We start from the raw sequence: 22683 nt of genomic DNA on the forward strand, positions 1-22683 counted from the left end.
GGGGGATACACAATGGATTTCATCTCCATACTTTCGATTTTCGTGATGGCCTGTTTTGTCGGCTATTACGTCGTCTGGTCGGTCACGCCGGCGCTGCACACGCCGCTGATGGCGGTGACGAACGCCATTTCGTCCGTCATCATCGTCGGCGCGCTGATCGCGTCGGCCGAGGGTGGCGAGGGGCTGGCCAAATGGCTCGGCCTCGCGGGCGTCGTCTTCGCCAGCGTCAACATCTTCGGCGGCTTTGCCGTGACGGAGCGCATGCTTGCCATGTACAAGAAGAAGGAGCGCAAGTGATGCAGCTCGGCATGATGATGGAAGCGGCGGCGGACGCCGCGCACAGCGTTTCGCCCTGGATCGCCTTTGCCTATCTGGTGGCGGGCGTGCTGTTCATTCTGGCGCTGCGCGGGCTGTCCAGCCCGGCGACCAGCCGCGCGGGCAACCGCTATGGCATGGCGGGCATGGCGATTGCGGTAGCGACCACGCTTTACACGCATGATGTCGTCGCGATTCCGGAAATTCTGGGTGCGATCGCCATCGGTGGCGTGATCGGCTTCATCATCGCGCGCAGGATCGCGATGACGGATATGCCGCAGCTTGTGGCGGCGTTTCACTCGCTCGTCGGCATGGCGGCGGTTGTGGTCGGGGCGGCGGCTTATCTCAGCCCGGCCGCGTTCGGCATCGCCGACCCGGCAACCGGCGAGATTTTCACCGCCAGCCGCATCGAGATGGGCCTTGGCGTCGCGATCGGTGCGATCACTTTCTCCGGCTCGGTCATCGCGTTCCTGAAATTGAACGGCAATATGTCGGGCAAGCCGATCCTGCTGCCGCTGCGCCATGTGATCAACCTGGGCACGCTCGCCGCGATCCTGGGCCTTGTCGGCTATTTCACGCAGGATCAGGCGCCCTGGGTGTTCTGGACCGTGACGGCGCTGAGCTTCCTTATCGGCTTCCTGCTGATCATCCCGATCGGCGGCGCAGACATGCCGGTGGTCGTCTCGATGCTCAACAGCTATTCGGGCTGGGCTGCTGCCGCGATGGGTTTCACGCTACACAACACGGCGATGATCATCACCGGCGCGCTGGTGGGCAGCTCGGGCGCGATCCTCAGCTACATCATGTGCAAGGCGATGAACCGCGGGTTCCTCTCGGTTATCGCGGGCGGCTTTGGCGCCGAAGCCGCGGTGTCGGGCGGCGAAGCGAAGGAGCAGCGCCCGTGGAAGCGCGGCTCTGCCGACGACGCCGCATTCCTGATGCAGCAGGCCGAGAGCGTCATCATCGTTCCGGGCTATGGCATGGCCGTCTCCCAGGCGCAGCACGCGCTGCGCGAGATGGGAGACCTGCTGAAGAAGGAAGGCGTCAGCGTCAAATACGCAATCCACCCGGTCGCGGGCCGCATGCCCGGCCACATGAACGTGCTGCTGGCCGAAGCCAATGTGCCCTACGATGAGGTGTTCGAGCTGGAAGACATCAACAGCGAGTTCTCCCAGGCCGACGTTGCCTTCGTCATCGGCGCGAACGACGTTACCAACCCGGCGGCCAAGACCGACAAGACCTCGCCGATCTACGGTATGCCGATCCTTGAGGTCGCGAATGCCAAATCGGTATTGTTCGTCAAGCGCAGCATGGGCGGTGTCGGCTATGCCGGCGTCGACAACGATGTGTTCTACATGGACAACACCATGATGCTGCTGGCCGACGCCAAGAAAATGGTCGAGGATATCGTGAAGGCTTTGGCGCACTGATCCAACAAAAAAAGGGGGTGCGGCCCGAAGGCACGCACCCCCATGAAGTGCCGAGGAGGAGGCGCGGGAAGACGCCTCTGACCGGGTGAAAGAGACGAGGTCTCTTCCGTGGTCGACTGTCTGGCTACTCCCTTCGCAAACCTGCTTCGTTGACCTGAATCAACAAGCGCGGATCAGACGAGAAATTTCCGCACCGCCTCCGCAAACTTTTCCGGCTGATCGAGCATGACCTGATGGCCGCTCGGCCCGATGCCCGCCACGGTCAGCTGCTTTACCCCCGCATAGGCCGCGCGATAGCGACGCAGCTGCGCGTTATCCAAGTCTGACCGGCCGGGCAGCGCGGGGACGACGGTGAGCGGGCAAGCGAGCGAGCGCAGCCGCGCCGCCAGATCCGCCTGCGCCAACTCGGTCAGCGCCTGCGCGATGACCCGGGGGTCACTATCGCGCCCACCCGGCGTCTGGCGCACCATATCGGCGAGCATCTGACGCCCCGCCTTGGTTCCGGTGAGATAACCATTGAGCTGTGTCGCGAGATAGCCGTAACCCTGCGCCGTGCCCCCAAGCATGGCAGACCCGTCGGGCAGCATGTCCACCACCATAAGCTGCGCCGCGCGGACATCCGCGCGCAAAGCCAGCATCAACCCAAGCGTGCCGCCCATGCTGTGGCCGATGATCACCGGCGCGCGCAGCCCCTCCGCCGCCACATAACGCGCAAGCTCGGCCACCAGCGGGTTGAGCAGCGGGCCGGTGGCGTTCGCCCCCGCCGGGCGCTTGGCAAAGCCGCTGACATGCACCAGATGCAATCTGTGCCCGGCAAGCCGGGTAACCAGAGACGACCAGATGGCCGGGCCGCTGGCGAGGCCCGGGATGAGAAGAATGTCGCGCCCTCGCGGCCCGCGCTCTCCACGCGTGATCACGGCCAGGCGCTCGGACGCAAATGGAACGGCTGCCTGGGCGCTGCTGGTTAATGAGGAGAGGGCGCCGCTTGCCACCACGGCGGCAGCGCCCCGAATCACACCCCGCCGCGACCATCGGAAATCTTTCGGTAAATCAGTCATCAAGTCGTCATCACACCACTGCCGCCATTTTAAACGGCGCGTTTCTCAAATTAACCGAATATTGGAGTCGTTCGTCGCATAATCCATGAATCGGGCGGGCAAAAGCGCCCTAAGCTGCTCGCAGGACACCAGCGATCGTGATATACATACGATAATCGCCGGGTCGTCGAGGGCGGAAATTCGGGTGTGCGGGTGGAATGAAAGTAAAACGAGGCGGGAAGGCCGATTATCGGTGTGGCGGCGGGCAGCGCAAGGGCGCGAGCCACTGGTCAAAGGCATTGGCGGCGATGGTGCTTGCCGGTGGCATGATGGCGGCGAGCACGTTCTCCACCAGCCAGGCGGTGCCCCCCGCCTCATTTTCATCACCGGTTCGCTATAGCGAGATATCGCCGCAGGAAAGCCGGTCCCGTGCGCCCGCAGCCCTGCGTGCGCAGATTGAGGCGCTGGGCAGCGGCTTCAACGGCACCGTGGCGATTTCTGTGCGCCCGATCGATGCCGACTGGGAGGCGGCCTATAACGCCGACAGCCTGATGCCGCAGCAGAGCGTCTCCAAGCTGTGGGTGGCGATGGCGGCGCTGGACGCGGTGGATCGTGGCAAGCTGACCTTGCTGGACCCTGTCACGCTGAAGCCCGACGACCTGACCCTGTTTCACCAGCCGCTGGCCGCAATGGTACGCACCACGGGCTATACCACCGACGTCGCGGATTTGATGACACGCGCAATGACCCAGAGCGACAATACCGCCAACGACGCGGTGCTGCGCCAGATCGGCGGGCCTGAGGCGATACGCGGCTATCTCGCCCGGCGCTTCATCCCCAACATCCGCTTCGGCCCCGGCGAGCGCCTGTTGCAGAGTGCGACGGCAGGCCTCGAATGGAACCAGCGCATGGCGTTCGGCGGCGGCTTTAACGCCGCCCGCTCCGCTTTGCCGCGCGCGGTGCGCGAGAAAGCGCTGAACGATTATCTCGCCAACCCGATGGACGGCGCGGCCGCGAGCAGCATCACGCTGGCGCTGGCCCGGCTGAAGCGCGGCGAAATGCTCTCCCCCGCGTCCACCGCCTATCTGCTTGAGGTGATGCACGAGGCCAAGACCGGCCCGCAGCGCATCAAGGGCGGCGTGCCGGCGGGCTGGAGCTATGCGCACAAAACCGGCACAGGGCAGGAGCTGTACCCCCGCGCCACCGGCTTTAACGATGTCGGCATCATGACTGCGCCTGACGGAACCAGCTATGCCGTAGCGGTGATGATCGCCAGTACGACCGTCTCTATCCCGGAGCGCTGGGCGGTGATGCAGGGTGTGGCGCGCGCTGTGGCCGCCTATCATGATGGCCCGGTAATGGACCAGAGGTTCAGCTACGCCACGAAATAAGCTTTGATTTGGCAGGGCCAGCGCGCTGGGCTATCCCCGCGCTCATGCCTGAGCAGAATCATCTCTACCTCGTCGACGGCAGCGGCTATATCTTCCGCGCCTATCACCAGCTTCCGCCGCTAACCAACCGCCATGGCGTGCCTGCGGGCGCGGTCTATGGCTATACCACGATGTTGTGGCGGCTGGCGAAAGACCTGCACGAGGCGGACGGGCCGACGCATCTGGCGGTGATCCTCGACAAGTCCAGCACCACGTTCCGCAACGAACTGTACGAGCACTACAAGGCGAACCGCCCGCCCCCGCCCGAGGATCTGGTGCCGCAATTCCCGTTGATCCGCGAGGCGACACGCGCTTTCTCGCTCCCCTGCATCGAGGAGCAGGGCTTTGAGGCGGACGACATTATCGCAAGCTATACGAGAGAGGCGCTGGCGCGCGGCTGGCACGTGACGATCGTCTCATCGGACAAGGATCTCGCCCAGCTGATCCAGCCCGGCGTCGACATGCTCGACACGATGAAGAACGAGCGCAGGGCCGACAATTATGTGATGGAAAAGTTCGGCGTCACCCCGGACAAGCTCGGCGATGTGCTGGCGCTGATGGGCGACAGTGTCGACAATGTGCCCGGCGTCCCCGGCATCGGCCCCAAGACCGCATCGAAGCTGATCAATGAATATGGCACGCTGGATGGCGTGTTCGCAGCATTACCGACGATGAAGCCGTCGAAGATGCGCGACAATCTGATCGAGCATGAGGGGATGGCGCGGCTTTCGCGCCAGCTGGTGGAACTGCATGCGCAGGTGCCGCTGCCCGATCCGCTCGACGACCTCAAGCTGGGCGAAATCCCGCCCGAGCCGCTGCGCGCCTTCCTGGAGGATCAGGGCTTCAACTCGTTGCTCGCCCGCCTGAACAATGGCAGCACGCCCAGCGGACGCGCGCCCAACATGCAGCCTGCTGCCCGGTCCGCCCCGGCCGCCGAAGGCGCCACGGCCCCTGCCCCACCCGTGCTGCCGCCAATCGACCGCACCCTATATGAAACAGTGACGGACCTTTCCGCGCTCGAGGGCTGGATCGCGCGCGCAAGGATCGAGGGTGTGGTCGCCATCGACACCGAGACAGACGCGCTCGATTCGGTCGCCGCCAATCTGGTAGGCATCAGCCTCTCCACCGGGCCGGGCAAGGCCTGCTACATCCCGCTGGCGCATGGCGGCACGGACATGTTCGCCGAGCGGCCCAATCAGCTGGAGGCAAAAGCCGCGCTCGCGGCGCTGAAGCCGCTGCTGGAGGACGAGGGCGTCCTCAAGATCGGGCACAACCTCAAATATGACATGAACGTGCTGGTGCGCGCAACCGAGGGCGCGGGGCTTGGCCTGCTGGACCTTCGCCCGTTCGACGACACGATCCTGCTCGCCTTCGACCTTGAAGCGGGCAAGGGGCTGGGCGGCGCCGGGATGGACGAGCTGGCGCGCCAGCATCTCGACCACGCCTGTATCGGCTACAAGGACGTGACCGGCACCGGCAAGAAGGCGATCAGCTTTGCCGAGGTGCCGCTCGACCGCGCGACTGAATATGCCGCCGAGGATGCCGAGGTTACCTATCGGCTGTGGCATATGCTCAAGCCCCGCCTTCAGCAGGAGCATGTCACCCGCGTCTATGAGCTGGTCGACCGGCCGCTGATCCCCGTCGTCTCGCAAATGGAGCGCGAAGGGATCAAGGTCAGCCGCGACTATCTTTCGCGCCTGTCCGGCGAGTTCGCCGAAGGGCTGGCGGCGCTGGAGGGAGAGATTCACAGCATTGCCGGACAGCCCTTCGCCATCGGCAGCACGCAGCAGCTGGGCGCGATCCTGTTTGACAAGATGGGCTACAAGGGCGGCAAGAAGGGCAAGACCGGCGCCTATTCGACCGACGTGACGGTACTGGAAAAGCTGGCGGCGGAAGGGGCGGACATCGCGCGCAAGGTGCTTGACTGGCGGCAGCTCGCGAAGCTGAAGTCCACCTATACCGACGCGCTTCAGGCGCAGATCAACCCGCGCACCGGGCGTGTGCACACCAGCTATTCGCTTACCGGCGCGCAGACCGGGCGGCTTTCCTCCACCGACCCCAACCTCCAGAACATTCCGATCCGCACCGAGGCGGGGCGGCAGATCCGCGAGGCGTTTGTGGCGGAGGAAGGCAAGCTGCTGCTCTCCGCCGACTATAGCCAGATCGAGCTGCGGCTGGCCGCGCATATGGCCAATGTGCCAGCCCTTAAGGAAGCCTTCGCGCGCGGAGAGGATATTCACGCCGCCACCGCGCAGGAGCTGTTCGGCGAGGTCAACCGCGACACGCGCGGACGGGCGAAGACCATCAACTTCTCGATCCTCTATGGCATCTCCCGCTGGGGGCTGGCCGCGCGACTCGAGATTTCGCCGGACGAGGCGCAGGACATGATCGCCCGCTATTATGACCGCTTCCCCGGCATCGCCGCCTATATCAACGAGACGCTGGAGAAGGCGCGCAATACCGGCTTCACCTGCACATTGTTCGGTCGCAAGACATGGTTCCCGCGCATAAAAGCTTCCGTGATGCACGAACGCCAGGGAGCGGAGCGCGCGGCGATCAACGCGCCGATCCAGGGCACTTCGGCCGACATCATCAAGCGCGCGATGGCGCGCATGGGGCCTGCATTGGCGCAAGCCGGGCTGCATGACGTGAAAATGCTGCTGCAGGTGCATGACGAGCTGGTGTTCGAGCTGCCCGAAGCGGATGCGGAGCGCGCCACGCCCATCATCCGCGATGTGATGGAGAATGCCGCCGCGCCGCTAGTCGATATTTCCGTGCCGCTGGTGGTGGAAGTGGGCACCGGCAAAAACTGGGGCGCGGCCCATTGACCGAAGTCAAGGATGGCTTTTCCCGGCCGGTGCATCAGGGCATGCTCGCAGGAGGATGACCTTGGACCAACCCACTACAAAGCCGGCAACGCCCTATGAAGCACTGGGCGGCAGCGACGTGATCGAGCGCATTGTGGCTCGTTTCTATGACCTGATGGACAACGACCCTGCCTATGCGGATCTGCGCGCAATCCATGCGGAGGATCTGGGGCCGGTGCAGGCGGGCCTGACCCAGTTCCTCAACGCCTGGACAGGTGGGCCGAAGGACTGGTTCGGGCAGGGCAAATGCGTAATGTCGCTGCACCGCGCCTTTCCGATTTCGGCCGAGATCGGTGACCAATGGGCCGACGCGATGGCCCGCGCCATTGCGGAACAGCGCACTATCGACCCCGATCTGGGCGAGGCGATGCAGATTCGGCTGGCGCAGATGGCGCGGGCGATGGTCAATCAGCAACAGGAAGCCGCCGCGAGCTGAGGATCAGCTATTCCTCCGTGCACAGAGGATATAGTTGAGCTGGATGTTATCGCTCAGCACAAATCCGGTGCGCGGATCAAAGGTGATGCCGCGCAGGTCGAAGCTCTCCAGCCCCGCATCGGCGAGCAATGACTCCAGCTCGGCGGGCGGCAGGAACTGATTCCAGTTGTGCGTGCCTTTGGGGATGAAGCCCAGCCCCTCACCCACCGTGATCATGGCGAGGCGCGAGAGCGTGGTGCGGTTGGGCGTTGAGAGGATCATCAGCCCGCCGGGCGCCAGCGCCTGCGTCAACCCGCGAATGAACAGCGCAGGGTCGCTCACATGCTCGATCACCTCCATGCTGGTGACGAGATCGAAAGCGCCTTCAATGCCGAGCGACTCGATCCCGGTGGCGCGATAGTCGATCGTCAGCCCCTGTTGCGCGGCATGGGCCTGCGCCGCCGCGATATTTTCCTCTGCCGCATCGATTCCGGTCACCTCGGCCCCAAGCCGTGCCAGCGGCTCGCACAGCAACCCCGCGCCACAGCCGACATCGAGCGCGCGCCTGCCGTCCAACGGTCGCAAATCCCGCCCGTTCCCGCCCCAGTGCGAATCCACTGCCGCGCGGATATAGCGCAGGCGCACGGGGTTCAGCTTGTGCAGCATCGCGCTGCTGCCCCTGGGGTTCCACCAATCCTCCGCCAGCGCGCCGAAATGCCGCGCTTCCGAAGGGTTGATCGTCGTCTCCGGGCTGCTTGCCATATCGGTCCTTGCTGACTATAGCGGCGCGGTTTTTCACAGCGGAGGGCGCTCGCCTCTCCGCCTCCTAACGGCAAATGGGTCTGGCAGCAAATATGGCGCGCATAGTCATGAAATTCGGTGGCACCTCGATGGCGGGGATGGAGCGAATTCGCAATGTGGCCGCGCGCGTCAAATATGTGGCCGACCAGGGCAACGAAGTGGCGGTAGTCGTGTCCGCCATGGCGGGCGAGACAGACCGGCTGGTCGGTTTCTGCAAGGAGGCCAGCCCACTCTATGACCCCGCCGAATATGACGTTGTGGTGGCAGCAGGCGAGCAGGTGACGAGCGGGCTGCTGGCGATGACGCTCAAGGCCATGGGCGTCGATGCGCGCAGCTGGCTAGGTTGGCAGCTGCCGATCCGCTCGGGCGAGGCACATGCCAAGGCACGGATCGAGACGATCGAGACGGACGCGCTGCTCGCCGCGATGGGCAAGGGGCAGGTCGCCGTCATCCCCGGCTTTCAGGGGATGATGGAGGATGGCCGCGTATCCACGCTGGGTCGTGGCGGGTCCGACACCTCGGCCGTGGCGGTGGCTGCGGCGGTGAAGGCGGACCGCTGCGACATTTATACCGATGTCGACGGCGTCTACACCACCGACCCGCGCATCGTCAGCCGCGCGCGCAAGCTCAAGATGGTCACCTATGAAGAGATGCTGGAGCTGGCCTCCGTCGGCTCCAAGGTGCTTCAGACCCGCTCGGTTGCCCTCGCCATGAAAGAGAATGTGCGGGTGCAGGTGCTCAGCTCGTTTGCGGACCCCGCTCAGGATGAATTGCCCGGCACGCTGATCGTCGGCGAAGAGGAAATAGAAGGAAGCGACATGGAACGTCAGCTCATCACCGGTATCGCGGTCGACAAGAATGAGGCCAAGGTCATCGTAACGCGTGTTCCGGACAGGCCTGGCGCGGTTGCGAGCATCTTTGGCCCGCTTGCTGACGCCAGCATCAACGTGGACATGATCATCCAGAATGACAGCAAGGACACCGCCGAAACGGACGTGACCTTCACTGTACCGCGCGCGGACCTCGCCCGTAGCGTCGACATATTGGAGAGCCGCAAGGCTGAAATCGGGTTCAACCGCCTGATCACCGACACGGAAATCGCAAAGGTGAGCGTAGTCGGCGTCGGCATGCGCAGCCATGCAGGCGTCGCGGCCATCATGTTCAAGACGCTGGCCGAGCGCGGCATCAACATAGAGGCGATCTCGACCAGCGAGATCAAGGTTTCTGTGTTGATCGACGAGGACGAAACCGAGCTGGCCGTGCGCGTGCTTCACACCGCATACGAGCTGGACGCGGAGCAGGCAGCTTGAGCCCTGCGCTCGGCGCGCTGATGGCGCGCGGCACCGCGCTGCTCGGATCCGAGGTCGCGATCATCTGCGGCGCGATGAGCTGGGTAAGCGAGCGGAACCTCGTCGCCGCCGTCAGCAATGCGGGCGGCTTTGGCCTCATCGCCTGCGGGGCGATGACACCGGAGCTGCTGGATACCGAGATCGCGGCAACCAAGGCGCTCACCGCCAAGCCCTTCGGCGTCAACCTCATCACCATGCACCCGCAGCTGATGGACCTTATCGCCGTGTGCGCGAAACATGGGGTGACGCATATCGTGCTGGCGGGCGGTTTGCCGCCCAAGGGCAGCATCGAGGCGATCAAGGCCAGAAATACTGGGAATGGCGGGGCGAAAGTGATCTGCTTCGCACCCGCGCTGGCGCTGGCGAAGAAGCTGGTCCGGTCCGGCGTCGATGCGCTGATCATCGAGGGCATGGAGGCCGGCGGGCATATCGGCCCGGTGGCAACGAGCGTGCTGGCGCAGGAGATTTTGCCGGAACTCGCCTCAGAGCTGCCGATCTTCGTTGCGGGCGGCATCGGGCGGGGCGAGGTGATTGCCTCCTACCTGAAGATGGGCGCGGCAGGCGTTCAACTCGGCACCCGCTTCGTCTGTGCGACCGAGAGCATTGCCCACCCCGATTTCAAGAAGGCGTTCATTCGCGCCAACGCCCGCGACGCGGTTGCCAGCGTACAGATAGACCCGCGTCTGCCGGTCATCCCCGTGCGGGCACTCAAGAACGCGGGGACCGAGGCATTCACCGCCAAGCAGCGCGAAGTGGCGCAGATGCTGGATGACGGCAAGGTCGACATGATGGCCGCGCAGCTCGAGATAGAGCATTACTGGGCCGGCGCGCTGCGCCGCGCGGTGATTGACGGCGATGTCGAGAACGGATCGCTAATGGCGGGGCAATCGGTCGGGATGGTGAGCCGGGAGGAACCGGTCGCCGCCATCCTTGCCGAGCTGATCGGGCAGGCTGAGGCCGCGCTTGCGGCAGGCTGAGCGACGTCTTCAGAAGATTTAAAGCATTTCCGGCTATGCGCCTTCCCACCGATATAGGTGAGGAAGGAAAAGACGTGGCAAACGTCGACATGGTAGAACAGATCAATAACGCCATCGGCGCCCATGGCGCGTGGAAGCTGAAGCTGCGGGTGGCGATGTCCAGCGGGGTCAGCGAAATCGACCCGGACAGGGCATGCCGGGACGACAAATGCCCCTTCGGCCGCTGGATCCACGGCGAGACCATCGACCCCGTAACCAAGCAGGGCAAGCCCTATCAGGTGGTGCGCCGCCTGCACGCGGAGTTCCACCAGAGCGCCGCCAATGTGCTGCGCCACGCCATCAGCGCCCGCACGGCCGAGGCAGAGCATCTGTTCACAGGCGAATTCGCTGAGCGATCGGACAAGCTGGTGAGGGCTCTCGCCAAATGGAAGGGTGAGCTGCTTTAGGCAAAGCGCCGTTTAGGCTGGCTTAAGTCCAAACTGGTCCGGCATGGGACCAGCAACCCCTTGGCATCTCAGTGCGCTTTCTGATAGCCATGCCCCATGCCTGACACACCCGCCGCCGCTGCCCGCCAGATACTCATCCGCCTGCATGAGGTGATGGCCGCACGCACCAACGCTCAGGTCAAGCTGAACAAGGTGGTGGAGATCATCGGCGAGGCGCTCTCCAGCGAGGTCTGCTCCGTCTATCTGCTGCGCGAAGGTGTGATGGAGCTGTTCGCCACCCGCGGGTTGAAGCAGGAGGCGGTGCACGTCACCCGCCTCGCGCCCGGCGAGGGTCTGGTCGGCACTATCGCCAAGAATGTCGAGACGCTGAACCTCGATGAAGCGGCGGCGCACCCCGATTTCGCCTATCGCCCGGAGACGGGAGAAGACCTGTTTCACAGCTTTGCCGGGGTGCCGATCGTCCGTCGGGAGAAGGCGGTCGGCGTGCTGTGCGTTCAGCATGTCGACCCGCGCCGCTATGAAGAGGTCGAGATCGAGGCTCTTCAGACTGTGGCGATGGTTCTCTCAGAGCTGATAGCCAATGCCGGGCTGGCCGATGAAGGGCCGAGTGACGTACGCATCGGAGGCACAGGGACGCAAATCGTCTCCGGCTTGCAGCTCGTCATGGGCATGGCGCGGGGACAGGCGGTGTTTCACCAGCCGCGCATCACCATCGAGCATACGGTGGCGGAAGACGTGGAGGCGGAGCGCGCTCGCGTCTATTCGGCCTTCACCAAGATGCGCGAACAGATTGACACCCTTGGAAGTACATCCGAATTTGGCGTGGATGGCGAGCATCAGGAGGTGATCGCAACCTACAAGATGTTTGCCTATGACGAGGGCTGGTCGAGGCGTATCAACGAGGCGATCGACAGCGGCCTTACCGCCGAAGCGGCAATAGAGCGCGTGCAGCAGCGCACCCGCATGCGCATGCGCCAGATCGACGACCCGCTGTTGCAGGACCGCATGCACGATCTGGAAGATCTCTCCAATCGTCTGCTGCGCATCGTCTCCGGCCAGCTCGGCACGGCGGCGCAGCTGGGCCTGCGGCAGGACGCCATCCTGATCGCCCGCAATCTCGGGCCGGCCGAGCTGCTGGAATATGACCGGCGGCGGCTCAAGGGGGTGATCCTGGAGGAGGGTTCGCTTACCGCCCACGTCATCATCGTTGCACGCGCAATGGGCGTGCCGGTGCTCGGCCGGGTGCGCGACGTGCGGCATCTCATCAACGAGGGCGACCTCATCCTGATGGATGTGACCGAGAACCGGCTGTTCATCCGCCCCTCGCCCGACATGGACGAGGCATTCGAGAGCAAGCTGCAGCTCGGCCAGAAGCGCCGCGCCAAGTTCGCCGAAATGCGCGAGCTACCCGCCGTTACCAAGGACGGCGTAAAGATCGAGCTGATGGTGAATGCCGGGCTGCGCGACGACGTCGCCGCGCTCGACGTGACAGGCGCGGACGGCATCGGCCTGTTCCGCACCGAGTTCCAGTTCCTCGTTTCCGCCACCATGCCCCAGCGCGAGCGGCAGCAGCGGCTCTATCGCGACGTGATGGATGCGGCGGGAGACCGCCCCGTGATCTTCCGCACGCTCGACATCGGCGGCGACAAGGCGCTCCCCTACCTCCATCATGACGACGACATGGTGGAGGAAAACCCCGCCATGGGCTGGCGCGCGATGCGCCTCAGCCTGGAGCGCGACGGCTTGATGAAGGCGCAGGCACGCGCGCTGCTGGAGGCAGCGGCAGGACGCACGCTGTATGTTATGTTCCCGATGATCTCCGAACCGTGGGAGTTCGAAGCCGCCCGGGCGCTGTTCGAGCATCAGCGGCAATGGCTGATTGAACGGCGCAAGATGCTGCCTGCCAGCATTAAATATGGCGCGATGCTGGAGGTGCCCGCGCTGGCCGAGGTGTTGGACATATTGTTGCCCCAGCTCGATTTTCTTTCGATAGGCACCAACGACCTGACCCAGTTCCTGTTCGCGGCGGACCGCGCGCACCCCAAGCTCGCCGAGCGCTATGACTGGCTCAGCCCTGCAATCCTGCGCTTTCTGAACCGCATCGTGCGGGCGAGCGAGGCTGCGAAGGTGCCTGTCGGCGTATGTGGCGAGATGGGCGGGCGCACGCTCGAGGCCATGGCGCTTGTCGGACTGGGCATTCGCCGCCTGTCGATCACCCCCGCGTCGGTCGGCCCGGTGAAGGCCATGATCCGCTCGCTGGAACTGGCCCCCCTTGGCGAAAAGATCCAGCAAATGCTGACCAAGGCACCCGCCAACATGCGGCAGGCACTGCTCGACTATGCCACAGAGGCACTGGTTGACCTGAACTGAGGGCGTCAAGCCGAGAAGTTAACAGGTTTGACAGCCAAAAAAGGCGCATTTTATACCCCCCTGCGCGATTAACGGCGCGACTCCGACGATGAGGCGCTTATGCTCTCGTTGACAGTTTCGCCTGCGCGTGGGAGTTTTCATGCGGTCCATCAGCGTCATGACTCTCACCGGGGTGGGGACAAGAGGGCAAGGGACATAACAAGAGGTCGCAACAGCGGCCCCTGTGTAGGGGCGAGGACGTGAATGACATTGTTCTGGACTTTGAGCGCGCAGCCGGGATGATACCGGATCGGCCAGGCGACATATTGCGCGCCGCCCGCGAAGAGCGGGGCATGACGATCGCTCAGGTCGCGGAAGTCACCCGTATCGCACAGCGGCAGCTGGAAGCCATAGAGCGCAGCGATTTCGCTTCGCTTCCCGGCACGCCCTATGCAGTCGGCTTCGCCCGCGCCTATGCACGTGCCGTCGGCGCCGATGAAGTGGACATTGCCCGCGGCGTGCGCGAGGAGCTGGGCGCCGCCGATCCGTCCGACCGCTACGAGATGTTCGAGCCGGTCGACCCGGCACGCATCCCTCCGCGCAAGCTGGCCTGGGCATCCGCTCTTCTCGCGCTGATCCTCGGCACATTCTACGCGGTGTGGCGCACACAGTTCTTCTCCGCATCCACCGATCAGGAGGTGTCGGACCTTGCCAACCGCGCAAGCGAGCAAACGACGGCGACGCAGGCACAAGGGCCGGCCGCACCCACCCCGCCTCCGCTGGCAAGCGGCCCGGTGGTGCTGACCGCCAGGCAGGACGTATGGCTGCGCATTTATGACGCGGCGGGTGTGCGCCTGCTCGAAAAGCAGATGAAGCAGGGCGAGAGCTATACGGTGCCCGCGCAGGCTAACAATCCGATGATCCTTACCGGGCGGCCCGATGCGCTGGTGGTGACTGTGGGCGGTAAGCCGGTGGCGCCGCTCGGCCCGCCGGAAAAGACGATCGCGGACGTGCCCATCAGCGCCGCCGCCTTGCTGGCCCGGCCCGCCGCGCAGACCTCCGGAGCACCAGCCACCTCAGAGCGGGCCGAACCCGCGCCCGCGCCGACAACAGGCGCCGCTCCTGCGCGCCCGGCGGCGAGAGCACCAGCCACCTCAGAGCGGGCCGAACCCGCGCCCGCGCCGACAACAGGCGCCGCTCCTGCGCGCCCGGCGGCGAGAGCACCCGTTTCCCTCAGCCCCGCGACGCAGCGCGTGCTTGACGATGCCGCGTCTGCCGCCACGCCCGCCGGGGCGCAGCCCGCAGCCCAGTAAAATCTCGCGGGGGCGAGCCGCGCCTTCCTTCCCTTTTCCCACGGGCCTGTTTATGGTGCCCGCACGTCATTTCTCCGGGGTTGGTTCTGTCATGCGTTATATCACCACTGGGTTTTCGGCCTTTTGCCTGGCGACCAGCACTCTGGCGCTGGCGAGCAACGCGGCGGCGGCCGAGCCTGTAGTGCCGATCGACAAGCGGGTCGACCGGCTGGAGAAAGAAGTGCGCGCGGTCCAGCGCAAGGTGTTCCCCAATGGCGCTCCGGTCGAGCCGGACATCACGGCCGCCGCGCCCGAGGCTGCTCCCGCCGCTCCCGCTTCCACGCCCGTCAGCGACCTTATCGCACGGGTCACGGCACTGGAAAGCCAGCTCGCCACGCTGACCGGCCAGACAGAGCAGAACAGCTATAAGCTCAAGGTGCTGGAGCAGAAGTTCGAGGAAATGAAGGCGCAGCTGATGCCGCCAGCGGTCGACGCAGCGCCCACAGCCGCTGCACCTGCAGCCGCCGCGCCGGCACTGGCGGCAGCCACTCAGGCACCGGTGCGCAGTCCAGCCCCCGCCGCCGCTCCGGCCAAACCCGCAACGCCGCCCAAAGTGACGCCCGCCAGGCCTTCCGTCGCGGACGAAGCGCGCAAGGCAGCCGTCGCCGCGATCGAACGGCCGGACACTGGCGATGCCGCGAACGACTCCTATACATATGGATTCCGCTTGTGGAGCGCCAAATTCTATCCCGAAGCGCAAGTGCAGCTGAAGACCACGGTCGAGAAATATGGCAATACGTCGGTCGGCAGCCGCGCGCAAAATCTCCTTGGCCGCGCCTATCTCGACGACGGTAAGCCTGCGCTTGCCTCGGTCGCGTTCTATGAGAATTACCGCACGCGGCCAGACGGTGACCGCACGGCACAGAGCCTTGCCTATCTGGGCGAGGCGTTGATCCAGCTGAAGAAGCCGGCGGACGCCTGCAAGGTCTATGACGAACTGACCAAAAGCTATGGCACCTCGCTGGCGTCCGACCTGCGCACGATGATGGAGAAGGGCCGCGTCCGTGCCAAGTGCGGCGCCTGAGCCGTGGGTTGAGCGTTTCCGAAGAGACTGCACCACACTGATCGGGGCCGACGCCGCCGGACGGGCGCGCTTCGGCATTGCAGTGTCGGGTGGGCCGGACAGCATGGCCCTGCTCTGGCTGGCGGCGCAGGCGTTCCCCGGCCGGACATGCGCCGCCACCGTCGACCATCGCCTGCGCGCAGAAGCCCGCGCCGAGGCCGAGATGGTGGCGCGCTGGTGCGCGGCGCACGGCATCCCCCACGCGATTCTCTCTCCGCCAACCCCCATCGGCGGCAGCATTCAGGCCTCTGCCCGCGAGGCGCGCTATGCGTTGCTGCACGCCTGGCGCGTGGAGGAGCGCGCAGACTGGCTGCTCACCGCGCATCATGCCGACGATCAGCTCGAAACGCTGCTGATGCGCCTGAACCGTTCCTCGGGCGTAGGCGGGATGGCAGGCATCCGCGCGCGCAACGGCGCGGTGCTGCGCCCGTTGCTGGGCTGGCGGCGGGCCGAGCTGATGGAGGTAGTGCACGCGCACGACCTGCCCCATGTGCATGACCCGAGCAATGACGACGCCCGGTTTGACCGCGTTGAGATGCGCCGAAATCTCGCAGGCGTGGACTGGCTCGATCCGCTCGCGGCATCCCGCACCGCAGCCGCCTGCGCCGATGCCGAGGATGCGCTGGCCTGGCTGGTGGACGATCTTGCCGCGCGGCATATCCGAGCGGATGGGGAGGGCAGCTGGGTACTGGACCGGCATGACTTCCCGCGCGAAGTGCAGCGGCGGCTGATCGTGCGGATGGTGCAGGCCGCAGAGCCTGACATACCGGCGATACGTGGAGAGACGATCGATCAAGCACTTGTTCAGCTATTGCATGGTAAGCAGGCCAGCATCGGCCGGTGGCTGGTGAGCGGCGGCGCGCTGTGGCGTCTCGTCGCGGCGCCGCGACGATCCGGTGGATGAGCCATTGTACTTTGCGCTGTCCGCCTTATCTTGGCGGGACGACATGAGGGTAAAATGAACGACGACAAGGAACCGCAGCAGGGCAACCCCTGGATCAGAAGCGCGATGATATGGGCCGGGGTCGTGTTTGCCCTGTTGCTCGTGGTGTCGGTCGTCGAAAACCGGGATGGTGCGGCGGGTGGCACGGCCATCGCCTACTCCGATTTCCGTACCAAGATTGCGGAGGGCCAGATCAAGGAAGTCTCGGTCGGCCCCGACCATATCTACGGCACCCTCAACAACGGTCAGAAATTTTCCACGGTCCCGGTCAACGACCCCGGCCTTATCGGCCTGTTGGACGACTATAACGTCAAATATAGCGGCAAGGCGGAGGAGCAGCCGAGCTTCTGGATGGTATTGCTCTATCAGTCGCTGCCATTCCTGCTGATTCTTGGCGTGGCATTCTTCGTGCTGCGGCAGATGCAGAAGGGTGGCGGCGCTGGCGGCGCGATGGGCTTCGGCAAATCCAAGGCCAAGCTGCTGACCGAGAAATCAGGCCGCGTCACCTTTGACGACGTTGCGGGTATCGACGAGGCGCGGGAAGAGCTGCAGGAAATCGTCGAGTTCCTCAAAGATCCCGGCAAGTTTGCCCGCCTCGGCGGCAAGATTCCCAAGGGCGCGCTGCTCGTCGGATCGCCCGGCACCGGCAAGACCCTGCTTGCGCGCGCGATTGCGGGCGAGGCGGGCGTGCCGTTCTTCACCATATCCGGTTCGGACTTTGTCGAGATGTTCGTCGGCGTCGGTGCGTCTCGCGTGCGCGACATGTTCGAGCAGGCGAAGAAGAACGCGCCATGCATCGTCTTCATCGACGAAATTGACGCTGTCGGCCGCCATCGCGGCGCAGGGTTGGGCAACGGCAATGACGAACGCGAGCAGACGCTCAATCAGCTGCTGGTCGAGATGGACGGCTTCGAATCGAACGAGGGTATCATCATCGTTGCGGCAACCAACCGGCCCGACGTGCTCGACCCCGCGCTGCTGCGCCCGGGCCGTTTCGACCGCCAGGTGGTGGTGCCGCGCCCGGATATCGAGGGCCGCGTCAAGATCCTGGAAGTCCACATGAAGAAGGTGCCGCTCGCGCCCGACGTCGACGCGCGCACTATCGCGCGCGGCACGCCCGGCTTCTCCGGCGCAGACCTAGCCAACCTCGTGAACGAGGCTGCGTTGATGGCCGCGCGGCGGGGCAAGCGCCTTGTCGCCAGCGCGGAGTTCGAGGCAGCCAAGGACAAGGTGATGATGGGCGCGGAGCGCAAGTCCATGGTCATGACCGAGGACGAAAAGAAGATGACCGCCTATCACGAGGCGGGCCACGCCATCGTGGCGGTACACGAGCCGGCTTCGGACCCGATTCACAAGGCGACGATCATCCCGCGCGGCCGCGCGCTGGGCATGGTGATGCGCCTGCCTGAGCGCGACAATTATTCCTACCACCGCGACAAGATGTACGCGAACCTCGCCGTCGCCATGGGTGGGCGCGTGGCCGAAGAGATCATCTTCGGCTACGACAAGGTCAGCTCTGGCGCGTCCGGCGACATTCAGTACGCCACCCGCCTCGCGCGTGATATGGTGACGCAATGGGGCATGTCCGATGAGCTCGGCCCGCTGCAATATGAGGAGCAGCAGGGCGAGACCTTCCTCGGCTATTCACAGAGCCAGCGCGTGCACATGTCCAACGAGACGGCCAAGGCGATAGACCAGGAAATTCGCCGGATCGTTGAGGCTGGCTACGACCGTGCCAAGAAGGTGCTGTCCGATTTCGAGGCCCAGCTGCACCTCCTCGCCAACGCGTTGCTCGAATATGAGACGCTCTCCGGCGACGAGATCAAGACGCTGCTCGACAAGGGCGAGATTACCCGCGACGACGGCACCAAGATCAAGCCGAGCCCGATCCCGCTCGCAGGGACCTCGATCCCCCGGTCCGGGCGGCGCGGCAAGGGCGGGCTGGGCGGCGCAGCGCCGGCGGGAGCATAGCCTGCGGCTCTTGCGCCCGCTTCACCCTGCCGTATATGCCGTGAGCCAAGGCACAGCGCCGCGCAGCTAATCATCGCCGTCTGGGGGAAGCCATGAAGAAATTCGGACTGATCGGCGGGCTGAGCTGGAGCTCGACGGCGCGTTATTACGAGATCATCAACAAGGGTGTGGCCCGGCGCCTCGGCGGTTTCCACAGCGCCCCATTGGTGATCGAGAGCCTCGATTTCGCGGAAGTGGCCCGGTGCACCACGGCAGAGGATTGGGACTGCGCGAGCGGCCCGCTGATCGCTGCGGCGAAGCGCCTGGAAGCCGCCGGGGCTGAAGGCCTGGTGATTTGTGCCAACTCCATGCACGTCATTTACGAACGCGTGGCGGAGGCCGTCTCCGTGCCGGTACTGCACATTGCCGAGACGGTTGGCGCCAAGATGCAGGCGGATGGCATCAAGTCCGCCGCGATCGTCGGCACGCGCAATGTGATGACCGAGAAATTCTATCGTCAGCGGCTAGTTTCCTGCGGCATCTCGCTGTTGCCGCCTGACATGGAGCTGGCCGAGCGGGTCGATAAAATCGTCTATGAAGAGCTGGTACTGGGCAAGGTCTCACGCGAGTCGGAACGGTTCATGAAGTCGGAATTGACCGATATCGCCAAGCAGCAGGTTCAGGCAGTGGTTCTTGCCTGTACCGAGCTGGAGCTGATCGTCGACGTGCGCGCCAATGTGCTGCCCATTTATGATTCTACCACTATTCACGCGCAGGCAGCGCTGGATTTCATTCTGAGCTAGGCGCGGGCGGCCGGGCGGAGCCTGATACGGCCCTGTTGCAAGGCAAGCGGATAGAGGATGTCATTCTCCTGCGCGATCCGTTCGCGCAGGCGGCGAATAACCCATCCCGTCGCGTGCGCGAAATTGCGCCAGTCGACGCCAATATTCTCGGGCGTCCATTCGAGCAGGTAGAGCGCCCATTCCTCCTTGAGATCCGCAAACGCGCGTTCAAACGCGACGACCTCTTCATCGAGCCGGCCCGGCGCTGCGGCAAAATGGTTGGCGTAAAGAAAGCCCTGTTCAGCGGCGAGATGCTCGTCGAGGCAGGCGGACAGGCGCCGGATGAGAGAAAACGCCTCCTCCACGCGCGGGTCTCGACACTCGACCAGCACCAGCAAATCCTGCGCCAGCTCGTCCATTGCCTTATGCTCCTGAATGAGCCGTTCGATATCGTGCATCCGCGCCTCCGCCTGATACCATTATAGGCGGTCATTCGGGGGGCACAAAAAAGGGCCGGGGAGACCGGCCCTTTTCGAAACGGGATTTAAAGCATCGTGCGCAAAAGTGGGAACCGGTTTTGCGCCATAACGATGCGGCAAACCGAAAACTTGGAGCGCGCTGACTGATCGAGATTTAACGCAGCGCGCTCTAGCCCGATTAGCGCTTCGAGAACTGGAAGCTGCGGCGTGCCTTGGCGCGGCCGTACTTCTTGCGCTCCACCGTGCGGCTGTCGCGGGTAAGGAAACCCTCGGCCTTCACCGCGCTGCGCAGCGCCGGCTCATATTTGCTCAGCGCCTGGGCGATGCCATGCTTGACCGCACCGGCCTGGCCGGAAAGACCGCCGCCCTTCACCGTGCAGACAACGTCATACTGGCCCTCGCGATCCGTGACCGAGAAAGGCTGGTTGATGACGAGGCGCAGCGTGGGGCGCGCGAAATAGATTTCCTGATCGCGGCCGTTGACTGTGATCTTGCCGGTGCCGGGCTTGACCCAGACGCGGGCAACCGCATCCTTGCGGCGGCCGGTGGCATAGGCGCGGCCCTGCTTGTCGAGTTCCTGAACGCGCAGCGGCGCGGCTTCGGATGCGACGGGCGGGGAGACGGCACTGTCCGCACCGGTGGTCAGGCCCTGAAGGTCAGAGAGCGAATTGACGGTATCGGACATTATGCACCCACCTTGTTCTTGCGGTTGCGGGAAGCGAGATCGAGCACTTCCGGGTTCTGGGCTTCGTGCGGATGTTCTGACCCTGCGAAAATGCGCAGGTTACGCATCTGCTGGCGGCCGAGCGGGCCGCGCGGGATCATGCGCTCGATCGCCTTTTCCAGAACGCGCTCCGGAAAGCGGCCTTCCAGCACCTTCTGCGGCGTGGTTTCCTTGATGCCGCCCGCATAGCCGGTGTGCTTGTAATACACCTTGTCGGTCAGCTTCTTGCCGGTGAACTTCACCTTGCCCGCATTGATGATGATGACATTGTCACCGCAATCGACGTGCGGGGTATAGCTCGGCTTATGCTTGCCGCGCAGGATGTTCGCGATGATCGAGGCGGCGCGGCCGACAACGAGGCCCTCGGCGTCGATCAGCACCCATTTCTTTTCCACCGTCGCCGGGGTGGCCGGCTTGGTCGTTTTCATCAGCGCCTTCATGGCCCGAAAACTCCTGATTGATGATAGGGCGCGCGAGGAAACCCCGCGAGCGGAAGCGGCCTATTGGCGGGGGCAGGCCCGAGAGTCAAGCAAAAGCGGCTCTCTTGGAGGAGGTAAAATAATACCTCCTGTTAGCTGGTCTGGGTTTTCACCCACTGTGCGAACGGTTCATGCGCCGTCTCGACTGGCCAGCTCAGGATCGCGGGGATGGCATAAGCGTGCAGCTCGGCGATCCGGGCGATGAGGGCGGGCGCCAGCTCGGGCGTGGTCTTGAACAGCGCGGGGACTTCTTCATTCTCCTGCACCGTGCCTTCCCATTCGTAAATGGAGAGGCAGCCGCTCAGGATATTGGCGCAAGCCGCCAGCCGCTCTTTGACAACAGCGCGCCCCGCCACGGCCGCGCTATCGGCATCGGCGAACACGGCGTAAACGAGTGCCAGCCCGCTCATGCCCGCCGCACTGATCCCACGGTATGCGCCGCCCAGACTGCCGCGCCCAGTACAAGCGCACCCACTGCCTGATGCGCCACGGCGAGCGGCAGCGATATCCCGCTGAGCACCGTGGCGATACCGAGCACGACCTGCGTTCCCACAGTCGCGCTGAGGGCTATGGACGCGCCCCGCCCACCCGCAGCCTTGGCCTGGCGCGCCAGCAGGATCAGCAACAGCGCCGCGCCCCATGCCCACCAGCGATGAAGGAAATGGACAAGGTAGGGGTCGCTGGTGATCGTGCGCCAAAGGCTGCCCCACCACACGATGCCTTCCGGTACAAAATGGTCGTTCATGAGCGGCCAGCTGCTTGCCACATAGCCCGCACGCAGCCCGGCTGTGATCGCGCCGAGGAAAATTTGCACGAACAGCGCGGCAAGCGCCACAGCCGCCGCCCGGCGCAACCGGGCCTTGCCGCGCCCCGGCCGCGTAGACTCCGCCACCATATCAAGCGCGGTCCACACAATCGCGCTCAGCAGCAGGAGCGCCATCAGCAAATGCGCAGCGAGCATGGCGGGCTGCACGTTAACCCGGTCGACCAGCCCACTTTTCACCATCAGCCAGCCGATCGCCCCCTGCGCGCCGCCCAGCACCAGCAGCAGGACGAGGCGGGGACCATAGCCCTTTGGGATCGCCCGCTTGATGGCGAACCAGATCAGCGGCAGCGCAAAGGCCAGCCCCAATACCCGCCCCATCAGCCGGTGGAAATATTCCCAGAAATAGATCTGCTTGAACGCCGAAAGCGTCATGCCCTGGTTCATCAGTACATATTGCGAACTGTTCCTGTAGCGCGCGAATTCCTCCGCCCATTGCGCCTCGTTGAGGGGCGGGATCGCGCCGGTCACGGGCTTCCATTCGGTGATGGACAGTCCCGATTCGGTGAGACGGGTGATGCCGCCCACCACCACCATCAGCACAATCAGCGCAGCAATGACGAACAGCCAGCGGGCAAGAGCGCGCGGCCGGGCGGTCAGGGAAGCGGCAGGGGTTTTCTGTACCATCACAGTCATAGCGGGCTGATGCGCCGACACCTTCCTCTTTTCAAG

21 protein-coding genes are annotated in these 22683 nt (G+C 64.5%); 14 read left to right on the plus strand and 7 right to left on the minus strand.

What is annotated here, in order from left to right; all coding sequences use genetic code 11:
* Positions 1–12 precede the first annotated feature (12 nt).
* Together OOT33_RS08410 and OOT33_RS08415 are read left to right on the plus strand one after the other, a co-directional pair.
* Positions 13–297, plus strand: coding sequence for a proton-translocating transhydrogenase family protein (locus OOT33_RS08410; RefSeq protein WP_307749570.1), 285 nt, complete (start codon positions 13–15; stop codon positions 295–297).
* Positions 297–1745: an NAD(P)(+) transhydrogenase (Re/Si-specific) subunit beta gene (locus OOT33_RS08415; protein ID WP_307749571.1), complete on the plus strand. Its 1449-nt coding sequence runs from the start codon at positions 297–299 to the stop codon at positions 1743–1745. The genes OOT33_RS08410 and OOT33_RS08415 overlap by 1 nt, the downstream gene beginning before the upstream one ends.
* Positions 1746–1918: 173 nt before the next feature.
* Here OOT33_RS08415 and OOT33_RS08420 read toward each other — a convergent pair whose 3' ends face one another.
* On the minus strand, positions 1919–2662 hold the full coding sequence (locus OOT33_RS08420) for an alpha/beta fold hydrolase (protein ID WP_307749572.1): 744 nt from the start codon (positions 2660–2662) through the stop codon (positions 1919–1921).
* 446 nt (positions 2663–3108) lie between these two features.
* Here OOT33_RS08420 and OOT33_RS08425 point away from each other — a divergent pair, with 446 nt between their 5' ends.
* Genes OOT33_RS08425 through OOT33_RS08435 form a run of 3 tightly spaced genes read left to right on the plus strand, consistent with a single transcriptional unit; the run spans position 3109 to position 7515 of the window.
* Entirely contained in the window at positions 3109–4173 is a 1065-nt protein-coding gene (locus OOT33_RS08425) for a serine hydrolase (RefSeq protein ID WP_373690566.1), read from the plus strand.
* Positions 4174–4217: 44 nt separating this feature from the next.
* Positions 4218–7040 carry a DNA polymerase I gene (polA, locus tag OOT33_RS08430; protein ID WP_307749574.1) on the plus strand — a complete coding sequence of 941 codons (2823 nt, stop codon included), beginning with the start codon at positions 4218–4220 and terminating at the stop codon, positions 7038–7040.
* 55 nt (positions 7041–7095) lie between these two features.
* Positions 7096–7515, plus strand: coding sequence for a group II truncated hemoglobin (locus tag OOT33_RS08435; RefSeq protein ID WP_373690536.1), 420 nt, complete (start codon positions 7096–7098; stop codon positions 7513–7515).
* Between the two features lie 3 nt (positions 7516–7518).
* Here OOT33_RS08435 and ubiG read toward each other — a convergent pair whose 3' ends face one another.
* Positions 7519–8256: a bifunctional 2-polyprenyl-6-hydroxyphenol methylase/3-demethylubiquinol 3-O-methyltransferase UbiG gene (ubiG, locus tag OOT33_RS08440; RefSeq protein WP_307749577.1), complete on the minus strand. Its 738-nt coding sequence runs from the start codon at positions 8254–8256 to the stop codon at positions 7519–7521.
* 92 nt (positions 8257–8348) lie between these two features.
* On the opposite strand from ubiG, the gene OOT33_RS08445 reads away from it, so the two are divergent.
* From OOT33_RS08445 to OOT33_RS08485, 9 genes are all read left to right on the plus strand, one after another.
* Positions 8349–9605: an aspartate kinase gene (locus tag OOT33_RS08445; RefSeq protein WP_307749578.1), complete on the plus strand. Its 1257-nt coding sequence runs from the start codon at positions 8349–8351 to the stop codon at positions 9603–9605.
* Positions 9606–9625: 20 nt separating this feature from the next.
* Positions 9626–10621 (plus strand): nitronate monooxygenase, encoded by a 996-nt coding sequence (locus tag OOT33_RS08450; protein WP_307750338.1) that lies wholly within the window; start codon positions 9626–9628, stop codon positions 10619–10621.
* Between the two features lie 74 nt (positions 10622–10695).
* On the plus strand, positions 10696–11067 hold the full coding sequence (locus OOT33_RS08455; protein WP_307749579.1) for a CZB domain-containing protein: 372 nt from the start codon (positions 10696–10698) through the stop codon (positions 11065–11067).
* Positions 11068–11163: 96 nt separating this feature from the next.
* Positions 11164–13437, plus strand: coding sequence for a phosphoenolpyruvate--protein phosphotransferase (gene ptsP / locus OOT33_RS08460; protein ID WP_307749580.1), 2274 nt, complete (start codon positions 11164–11166; stop codon positions 13435–13437).
* Positions 13438–13676: 239 nt separating this feature from the next.
* The gene (locus OOT33_RS08465) at positions 13677–14729 is read left to right on the plus strand and encodes a RodZ domain-containing protein (protein WP_307749581.1); all 1053 of its coding nucleotides are present in this window, start codon (positions 13677–13679) and stop codon (positions 14727–14729) included.
* A 91-nt stretch (positions 14730–14820) separates the two neighbouring features.
* Positions 14821–15792 carry a hypothetical protein gene (locus OOT33_RS08470; protein ID WP_373690537.1) on the plus strand — a complete coding sequence of 324 codons (972 nt, stop codon included), beginning with the start codon at positions 14821–14823 and terminating at the stop codon, positions 15790–15792.
* On the plus strand, positions 15773–16735 hold the full coding sequence (gene tilS, locus OOT33_RS08475) for a tRNA lysidine(34) synthetase TilS (RefSeq protein WP_307749583.1): 963 nt from the start codon (positions 15773–15775) through the stop codon (positions 16733–16735). The genes OOT33_RS08470 and tilS overlap by 20 nt, the downstream gene beginning before the upstream one ends.
* Before the next feature lie 54 nt (positions 16736–16789).
* Positions 16790–18745, plus strand: coding sequence for an ATP-dependent zinc metalloprotease FtsH (ftsH, locus tag OOT33_RS08480; RefSeq protein ID WP_307749585.1), 1956 nt, complete (start codon positions 16790–16792; stop codon positions 18743–18745).
* A 92-nt stretch (positions 18746–18837) separates the two neighbouring features.
* Positions 18838–19527, plus strand: coding sequence for an amino acid racemase (locus OOT33_RS08485; RefSeq protein WP_307749586.1), 690 nt, complete (start codon positions 18838–18840; stop codon positions 19525–19527).
* Here OOT33_RS08485 and OOT33_RS08490 read toward each other — a convergent pair.
* From OOT33_RS08490 to OOT33_RS08510, 5 genes are all read right to left on the minus strand, one after another.
* Positions 19524–19964 (minus strand): hemerythrin domain-containing protein, encoded by a 441-nt coding sequence (locus tag OOT33_RS08490; RefSeq protein ID WP_307749587.1) that lies wholly within the window; start codon positions 19962–19964, stop codon positions 19524–19526. The genes OOT33_RS08485 and OOT33_RS08490 overlap by 4 nt on opposite strands.
* A gap of 199 nt (positions 19965–20163) precedes the next feature.
* A complete protein-coding gene (rpsI, locus tag OOT33_RS08495) occupies positions 20164–20670 on the minus strand; it encodes a 30S ribosomal protein S9 (protein ID WP_307749588.1) in 507 nt (168 codons plus the stop codon).
* Positions 20670–21149: a 50S ribosomal protein L13 gene (gene rplM / locus OOT33_RS08500; protein WP_307749589.1), complete on the minus strand. Its 480-nt coding sequence runs from the start codon at positions 21147–21149 to the stop codon at positions 20670–20672. The genes rpsI and rplM overlap by 1 nt, the downstream gene beginning before the upstream one ends.
* 131 nt (positions 21150–21280) lie before the next feature.
* Positions 21281–21598 carry a divalent cation tolerance protein CutA gene (gene cutA, locus OOT33_RS08505; protein WP_307749590.1) on the minus strand — a complete coding sequence of 106 codons (318 nt, stop codon included), beginning with the start codon at positions 21596–21598 and terminating at the stop codon, positions 21281–21283.
* A complete protein-coding gene (locus tag OOT33_RS08510) occupies positions 21595–22647 on the minus strand; it encodes a COX15/CtaA family protein (RefSeq protein ID WP_307749591.1) in 1053 nt (350 codons plus the stop codon). Before OOT33_RS08510 ends, cutA begins: the two co-directional genes overlap by 4 nt.
* Positions 22648–22683 lie beyond the last annotated feature (36 nt).

This window comes from Sphingobium sp. DEHP117 (assembly GCF_030867385.1).
In the GTDB taxonomy this organism is placed as follows: Bacteria; Pseudomonadota; Alphaproteobacteria; order Sphingomonadales; family Sphingomonadaceae; genus Sphingobium.

Coding starts and splice junctions, on each gene's coding strand:
- ubiG (WP_307749577.1), bottom strand. CDS start 8,256: ATGGCAAGCAGCCCGGAGACGACGATCAACCCTTCGGAAGCGCGGCAT.
- rpsI (WP_307749588.1), bottom strand. CDS start 20,670: ATGTCCGATACCGTCAATTCGCTCTCTGACCTTCAGGGCCTGACCACC.
- OOT33_RS08410 (WP_307749570.1), top strand. CDS start 13: ATGGATTTCATCTCCATACTTTCGATTTTCGTGATGGCCTGTTTTGTC.
- OOT33_RS08435 (WP_373690536.1), top strand. CDS start 7,096: ATGACCTTGGACCAACCCACTACAAAGCCGGCAACGCCCTATGAAGCA.
- OOT33_RS08485 (WP_307749586.1), top strand. CDS start 18,838: ATGAAGAAATTCGGACTGATCGGCGGGCTGAGCTGGAGCTCGACGGCG.
- ftsH (WP_307749585.1), top strand. CDS start 16,790: ATGAACGACGACAAGGAACCGCAGCAGGGCAACCCCTGGATCAGAAGC.
- OOT33_RS08490 (WP_307749587.1), bottom strand. CDS start 19,964: ATGCACGATATCGAACGGCTCATTCAGGAGCATAAGGCAATGGACGAG.
- ptsP (WP_307749580.1), top strand. CDS start 11,164: ATGCCTGACACACCCGCCGCCGCTGCCCGCCAGATACTCATCCGCCTG.
- OOT33_RS08510 (WP_307749591.1), bottom strand. CDS start 22,647: ATGACTGTGATGGTACAGAAAACCCCTGCCGCTTCCCTGACCGCCCGG.
- polA (WP_307749574.1), top strand. CDS start 4,218: ATGCCTGAGCAGAATCATCTCTACCTCGTCGACGGCAGCGGCTATATC.
- OOT33_RS08425 (WP_373690566.1), top strand. CDS start 3,109: ATGATGGCGGCGAGCACGTTCTCCACCAGCCAGGCGGTGCCCCCCGCC.
- OOT33_RS08415 (WP_307749571.1), top strand. CDS start 297: ATGCAGCTCGGCATGATGATGGAAGCGGCGGCGGACGCCGCGCACAGC.
- cutA (WP_307749590.1), bottom strand. CDS start 21,598: ATGAGCGGGCTGGCACTCGTTTACGCCGTGTTCGCCGATGCCGATAGC.
- OOT33_RS08450 (WP_307750338.1), top strand. CDS start 9,626: ATGGCGCGCGGCACCGCGCTGCTCGGATCCGAGGTCGCGATCATCTGC.
- OOT33_RS08470 (WP_373690537.1), top strand. CDS start 14,821: ATGCGTTATATCACCACTGGGTTTTCGGCCTTTTGCCTGGCGACCAGC.
- OOT33_RS08445 (WP_307749578.1), top strand. CDS start 8,349: ATGGCGCGCATAGTCATGAAATTCGGTGGCACCTCGATGGCGGGGATG.
- rplM (WP_307749589.1), bottom strand. CDS start 21,149: ATGAAGGCGCTGATGAAAACGACCAAGCCGGCCACCCCGGCGACGGTG.